This window comes from uncultured Rhodococcus sp. (genome assembly GCF_963525155.1).
GTDB classification, from domain to species: Bacteria; Actinomycetota; Actinomycetes; order Mycobacteriales; family Mycobacteriaceae; genus Rhodococcus_F; species Rhodococcus_F qingshengii.
This window is the reverse complement of sequence record NZ_CAURKP010000279.1, coordinates 1-5,242: the sequence shown is the minus strand read 5'-3', so window position 1 is coordinate 5,242 and position 5,242 is coordinate 1. Positions and strand designations below refer to the sequence as shown.

At 64.4% G+C, this 5,242-nt stretch carries 6 protein-coding genes; all 6 read left to right on the top strand.

Going from position 1 to position 5,242, the window contains the following annotated elements; all coding sequences use genetic code 11:
* Nucleotides 1–357, top strand: a 357-nt coding sequence (gene infC / locus RWT78_RS28035; protein WP_314682508.1) for a translation initiation factor IF-3, incomplete at its 5' end; no start/stop codon positions are given.
* A 43-nt stretch (nucleotides 358–400) separates the two neighbouring features.
* Complete coding sequence (rpmI, locus tag RWT78_RS28030) at nucleotides 401–595, top strand: 50S ribosomal protein L35 (RefSeq protein WP_003944043.1); 195 nt, start codon at nucleotides 401–403, stop codon at nucleotides 593–595.
* 63 nt (nucleotides 596–658) lie between these two features.
* Complete coding sequence (gene rplT / locus RWT78_RS28025) at nucleotides 659–1,048, top strand: 50S ribosomal protein L20 (RefSeq protein WP_003944011.1); 390 nt, start codon at nucleotides 659–661, stop codon at nucleotides 1,046–1,048.
* A 23-nt stretch (nucleotides 1,049–1,071) separates the two neighbouring features.
* On the top strand, nucleotides 1,072–1,902 hold the full coding sequence (locus RWT78_RS28020; protein WP_007736261.1) for an RNA methyltransferase: 831 nt from the start codon (nucleotides 1,072–1,074) through the stop codon (nucleotides 1,900–1,902).
* 170 nt (nucleotides 1,903–2,072) lie between these two features.
* Nucleotides 2,073–3,143 (top strand): phenylalanine--tRNA ligase subunit alpha, encoded by a 1,071-nt coding sequence (gene pheS, locus RWT78_RS28015; RefSeq protein WP_003944109.1) that lies wholly within the window; start codon nucleotides 2,073–2,075, stop codon nucleotides 3,141–3,143.
* A gap of 60 nt (nucleotides 3,144–3,203) precedes the next feature.
* Nucleotides 3,204–5,242 (top strand): phenylalanine--tRNA ligase subunit beta (gene pheT / locus RWT78_RS28010; RefSeq protein WP_314682501.1); only part of this gene is annotated, 2,039 nt, incomplete at its 3' end.

Genomic DNA, 5,242 nt, shown 5'->3' with positions numbered 1-5,242 from the left:
AAGAAGCGCAACGTCGTTCGCTTCCTCGAAGCCGGTTCCAAGGTCAAGGTCACGATCATGTTCCGCGGACGTGAGCAGTCACGCCCCGAACTCGGCTACCGCCTTCTGCAGCGTCTGGGAGCAGACGTCGCAGATCTCGGATTCGTCGAAACCTCGGCAAAGCAGGACGGCCGAAACATGACGATGGTCCTGGCACCGCACAAGGGCGCCAAGACTCGTGTCAAGGCGCAGGAGAGCGCTCAGGCGCCAGTGGCTCAGGCTGCTCCGCGTCCGGCTCCGGCCGCACCGGCTTCCAGTGAAGCAGCTCCGGAAGCACCGGCGACCGGCGATGCCGCTCCCGAGGCTCCGGCCAGCTAGTCGATTTCCCAAGATCCACCACGTAACAAGAACTGAGGACTCCATGCCCAAGATGAAGAGCCACAGCGGCGCCTCGAAGCGATTCAAGGTGTCCGGCAGCGGAAAGCTCATGCGCCAGAAGGCCGGCCGTCGCCACCTTCTCGAGCACAAGTCCAGCAGGGTTACCCGTCGTCTCGACGGTGTCGCTGTTGTCAGCCCTGACGACGCTCCGCGCATCAAGCGCATGCTCGGCATCTGAGTCGCCCCCTTACTGACCACCCGGGGCCGTACTTTCAGCCCCTAGATTGACAGGATTTTTCAAGTGGCACGCGTAAAGAGGGCGGTCAACGCCCAGAAGAAGCGTCGTTCAATTCTTGCTGCATCCAGCGGCTACCGTGGACAGCGTTCGCGTCTGTACACCAAGGCCAAGGAGCAGCAGCTCCACTCGCTCACCTACGCGTACCGCGACCGTCGTGCGCGCAAGGGCGAGTTCCGCAAGCTGTGGATCACGCGTATCAACGCTGCAGCTCGTGCAAACGACATCACGTACAACCGCCTCATCCAGGGCCTGCGTCTGGCAGAGGTCGACGTCGACCGCAAGATCCTGGCTGAGCTCGCTGTCTCCGATGCCGAGGCCTTTGCCGGCCTGGTCGCACTCGCGAAGGCCGCTCTGCCGGCTGACGTGAACGCTCCTGCCGGAGAAGCAGCCTGATTCACGCATCACAGCAACGGCCCGTGGACCCGCTCACCGAGCGGACTCCGCGGGTCGTTTCTGCTGTCAAGCTCCTGCGCACAGCAGAACGACGCAAAGCAGGACGTTTCCTCGTCGAGGGCGAGAACTCGGTCACCGAACTGTTGAACGGTGCACTCTCGAATGGCGAGGCCCGCCCGGTACACGACCTCTTCTACACCGAGGACGCAGCCGAGCGCTATCAGCACGTCATCGATCGGGCGCTGACCGCTGGAGTTCGTGTTGCTCTTGTGACCGATCGAGCAATCAAAGCTCTGAGCGATACCGTCACGCCGCCCGGTCTCGTTGCCGTCAGCGATCTACTGGATGTACCGCTGAGCGCAGCCGTCCATCAGGAGACCCGCCTGCTCGCAGTGCCGGTCGAGGTCAACGAACCAGGTAACGCGGGCACCGTCATTCGCATCGCCGACGCAGTGGGTGCCGATGCGGCAATCCTCGCCGGCGACAGCGTCGATCCGCATAACGGCAAGGTCGTTCGTTCGTCGGCGGGCAGCCTGTTTCACCTGCCAGTCGTCCGCGATCGAGACACAGTGTCGGTGATCGAGCAGATTCGCGCAGCCGGCATTCAGATTCTCGCGACTGCAGCTGACGGCGAGGTCGATCTCGACGAGGCCGACGAGTTGCTGAGCAAGCCGACGGCCTGGCTGTTCGGTAACGAAGCGCACGGTCTCGATCCGGCGATCGCCGCGCAGGCTGATCATCGGGTCAGGATTCCGATCCATGGCCGCGCCGAAAGCTTGAACCTCGCGACAGCGGCGGCAATTTGCCTGTACGCAAGCGCGCGGGTGCAAAATCGCGCCACCGATCACGGCTGAAAACGCACGCGAAGACCTCACGGAATCCCATTTGCGGAAGCCTGAGACAATACAAGAGCAGAGACAATGCTCGAGCGAGTTCGAAAGCTCGCTCGCAGTACAAGAAGTAAGCAGTACAAGAAGCACGCAGTACGAGAAGTAAACCGAGAAGCGACAGGAGCGTCACAGCCGTGGCCAAAAATGAGGGCGCGACACCGCCGGAGGTCGACGCGAGTGTACTCACCGAAGAGGCGTTGACCGCTGCGGCTGAGAACGCCGAGAAGGCGCTGGCGGACGCCGCTGACCTGGATGCGCTGGCGCACGTCAAGGTGGAGCACCTGGGGGACAAGTCCCCGATCGCCCTCGCTCGCCGGGGACTCGGCAGCCTTCCGGGCAAGGAAAAGGCGGACGCCGGTAAGCGCGTCAACATCTTCCGCACTCGGATCAACAACGCGTACGACGCTCGTCGTGAGGTCCTCCTCGCCGAGCGTGACGCCGCGGTGTTGGTTGCCGAGGCAATCGACGTCACTCTGCCTTCCGATCGTCACCCCGTCGGGGCGCGTCACCCGATCAGCCTGATTTCCGAGCAGGTCGCCGACGTATTCGTCGCGATGGGTTGGGAAGTTGCCGAGGGTCCGGAGGTGGAGACCGAGCACTTCAACTTCGACGCACTCAACTTCTTGCCGGATCACCCTGCGCGCACGATGCAGGACACCTTCCACCTGGCACCCGAGAACTCGCGCCAGGTGCTGCGTACCCACACCTCGCCGGTGCAGGTCCGCACCATGCTCTCGCGTGAGGTGCCGATCTACGTGGTGTGCCCGGGCCGCACGTTCCGCACCGATGAACTCGATGCGACCCACACGCCTGTCTTCTCGCAGGTCGAAGGCCTGGCCGTCGACAAGGGCCTGACCATGGCCAACCTGCGCGGGACTCTCGACGCGTTCGCTCGTGCCCTTTTCGGCCCCGAGACGCGTACCCGTATGCGCCCCAACTACTTCCCGTTCACAGAACCGTCGGCCGAGGTCGATGTCTGGTTCGCGAACAAGAAGGGCGGCGCAGGCTGGGTCGAGTGGGGCGGCTGCGGCATGGTCAACCCGAACGTTCTGCGCGCCAGCGGTATCGATCCCGACGAGTACTCGGGTTTCGCATTCGGCATGGGCCTCGAGCGGACCCTGCAGTTCCGCAACGGTATCCCGGACATGCGCGACATCGTCGAAGGTGACGTGCGTTTCACGCTGCCCTTCGGTGTCGCAGGCTGACCGATCCGGTCCGCGGAACCTTCACAAAGACTTATCGACAAACGAGAGAGCTGAGCAGACGTGCGAGTAGCGCAATCCTGGCTGACCGAGATCCTGCAGCGGGCAACTCCGGACTGGGAGGTGACACCGGAAGAGCTGGACGCCGGGTTCGTCCGGGTGGGACTCGAAGTCGAGGAACTCGACACACTCGAGGCGATCGACGGCCCGTTGGTCGTCGGCAAGGTCGTATCCATCACCGAACTGACCGAGTTCAAGAAGCCGATCCGCTTCTGCCAGGTCGAGGTCGGCGAACCCGAGCCTCGCGGCATCGTCTGTGGCGCACGCAATTTCAACGAGGGTGACCTCGTCGTCGTTGCGCTGCCCGGCGCAGTGCTGCCCGGCGGATTCGAAATCGCCACTCGCAAGACGTACGGCCAGGTGTCCGACGGCATGATCTGCTCCGTCTCGGAACTCGGTATCGGCAAAGACCATTCGGGCATCTTGGTGCTCGAGCCTGGTACCGCCGAACCCGGCGCCGACGGCAACGAGTTGCTCGGTCTCGGTGACACGATCATCGAACTGAACATCACCCCGGACCGTGGCTACTGCTTCTCGGTCCGTGGTCTCACGCGAGAGCTCGCGTGCGGCTTCGATCTCGAATACGCCGATCCCGCTTCGGTTCCCGCGCACCCGGCTGAGGGTGAAGCCTGGCCGGTGCGCCTCGAACCGGAGTCCAAGGCTTCGCGTTTCGTGATGCGGAAGATCACGGGTATCGATCCGCAGGCAGTGAGCCCGTGGTGGCTGCAGCGTCGACTTCTGCTCTCGGGTGTTCGCCCGATCTCGCCGGCCGTCGACGTCACCAACTACGTGATGCTCGAACTCGGCCAACCTCTGCACGCGTTCGATGCGACCGCCGTGCAGGGCGACCTGGTGGTCCGTCGCGCCAAGGCGGGGGAGAAGCTGACGACGCTCGACGACGTCGAACGCACGCTCGATCCCGAAGACGTTGTCATCGCCGACGATTCCGGAGTCATCTCGCTGGCTGCCGTCATGGGCGGCGCAACCACCGAGGTGGGAACGGCAACGACGGACATCCTCCTCGAAGGAGCTACCTGGGATCCGCTCGCAGTCTTCAAGACGGCGCGCCGGCACAAGCTGCCGAGTGAGGCGAGCAAGCGTTTCGAGCGCGTCGTCGATCCGGCGATTCCGCTCGCGGCCGTCGACCGCGCAGCCGCTCTGCTGGTCGAGATTGCCGGCGGACGGATCGAACCGGTCCTGACCGACGTGGGCGATGTTGCCCCTCGCGCTGCCATTCGCATGGATATCGACCTGCCCGACCGTGTCGCCGGAGTCACGTACCCCAACGGCACCGCAGCTCGCCGCCTCACCCAGGTTGGCTGCAACGTCGAGGTCGGCGTCAGCGAAGAAGGACACGGCCAGTTGGTCGCGACGCCGCCGTCGTGGCGTCCGGACCTGGTGCAGCCTGCGGACCTCGTCGAGGAAGTTCTTCGCCTCGAAGGTCTCGAGCAGATCCCGTCTGTGCTTCCCGCCGCTCCGGCCGGACGTGGGTTGACTCCGTCGCAGCGGCGAAAGCGCACGGTCTCGAAGGCCGTGGCTCACGCCGGTTACGTCGAGGTCCTTCCTCCGGTCTTCCTGCCGACGAACGTCTTCGACGTCTGGGGCCTCGACGCGGATGATCCGCGCCGCAACACCAGCAAGGTCCTCAACCCGCTCGAAGCCGATCGTCCGGAGTTGGCGACCACGCTGCTCCCGGGTCTGCTGGAGATCCTGGCTCGCAACGCTTCTCGCGGTCAGCGTGATCTGTCGCTGTACGGCATCGCGCAGGTCGTCCTGCCGGGCCCCGACACCAAGCCGGTGGATGCATTGCCGGTGGATCGTCGTCCGACGGACGAGCAGATCGCGAACCTGATCGCGTCGTTGCCGGCTCAGCCCGTGCACATCGCTGCAGTGTTGAGTGGTTTGCGTGAACCGAGCGGCCCCTGGGGTCCTGGCCGTCAGGCCGAGGCTTCGGACACCTTTGCAGCAGTGCGGGTCATTGCAGCTGCAGCAGGCGTCGAGGTGGAACTGCGTGCGGCGCAGTACCTGCCGTGGCATCCCGG